Below are 1,400 nucleotides of genomic sequence, written 5' to 3' on the forward strand. Positions count from 1 at the left end.
CAGGAGAGCTGAGACAAGCTCAGGCACCATATCGAAAATCGATTCTCTGGCTTTACAATACGCGCATTCCAAATAGACTGTCAACTTACGTTGATGGTCTATTTTTGTGGGTTAAGCCTGTTTTCAAACAAGATTTCAATCTGACTTTCGATTTTATCCCAATTCCGAATACGCTGAGTCCATTTAGACATAACATCCATAGTCGCAAGATAGAGAATTTTGATGACAGCAGTATCCGTAGGGAAAACCGTCTTTGTCTTGGTCACTTTCCGTAGCTGCCTGTGGTATCCCTCAATTGCATTTGTAGTATAAATCAGTGTTCTAAGTTCAGCTGGATACTCAAAGAATGCTGACAGTTCAGGCCAGTTAATTCGCCAAGACTTTACACAGGCTGGATATTTGGTTTTCCATTTCTCTTCAAATTTGTCCAGGTTGACCGATGCCGCCTTCTCTGTAGGAGCCTTATAGACGAGCTTGAGATCGGCCATGAGCGCTTTAATGTCCTTATAGCTCACATATCGGGTGGATGACCGAATTTGATGGATTATGCAGCGTTGTATCTTCGTCTTTCCAAATACAGCATTAATCGCCTCCTTGAAGCCAGTAAGACCGTCTATGCAAGCAATCAGTATATCCTGGACTCCTCGATTCTTAAGCTCATTCAAAACTGAAAGCCAGAATTTAGAGGATTCGTTCTCTCCAATCCACATGCCCAGAATATCCTTTGTGCCATCCATTGTGTAACCCAAGATGTTATATACGGCTTTTTTGACGATGACTCCATCCTGTCTCACATGGTAATGGATGGCATCCATGAAAACGACAGGATAGACCGATTCTAATGGTCTGGTTTGCCACTCATTGATCATTGGTATTATTTTGTCTGTAATCGTAGATATCTGGCTTGCTGATATACTGAATCCGTATATGTCTTGAACATGATCCTCTATGTCTCTTGTTGTCATACCCTTGGCGTACATCGAGATAATCTTCTCTTCGATATCTGAGATATCAGTTTTGTACTTTCCAACAACCTTAGGATCAAATTCACCTTTTCTGTCACGTGGAATATTGACCTCAATAGGGCCTCCTGTTGATTTCACAGTTTTCTTGCTGAAGCCGTTTCGTGTATTCTCAGGATGATTGACATTAACACCTTTAGGATACCCTAAGTGATCATCCATCTCAGATTCCAGCATTGATTCTATAGTGCCACCTAGCATTTCTTTTAAACCATCATAGACATCATCGGCAGTAGTAGGGTCGTAAATTTCAAGAAACTGTTTAGCTAGTTCCATCAGCCTTGGATCCCTTTTAATTTTTGCCATGTTTAAAACCTCCGATTTAAGATTATTATAATCTTAAGCCAGAGGTCCAAACACAAAATTTTCTACACTCTC

The 1,400-nt window shown here is 40.8% G+C and carries 1 protein-coding gene; it reads right to left on the reverse strand.

Annotation, left to right across the window (positions count from 1 at the left end; translation table 11 throughout):
* Positions 1–98: 98 nt before the first annotated feature.
* Positions 99–1,328 carry an IS256 family transposase gene (locus J2Z34_RS17525; protein WP_209461162.1) on the reverse strand — a complete coding sequence of 410 codons (1,230 nt, stop codon included), beginning with the start codon at positions 1,326–1,328 and terminating at the stop codon, positions 99–101.
* Positions 1,329–1,400: the final 72 nt, after the last annotated feature.

This window comes from Youngiibacter multivorans (genome assembly GCF_017873395.1).
GTDB lineage: Bacteria > Bacillota > Clostridia > Clostridiales > Clostridiaceae > Youngiibacter > Youngiibacter multivorans.

Excerpts from the sequence above, each read along its gene's own strand:
- J2Z34_RS17525 (WP_209461162.1), bottom strand. The coding sequence starts at position 1,328 with ATGGCAAAAATTAAAAGGGATCCAAGGCTGATGGAACTAGCTAAACAG.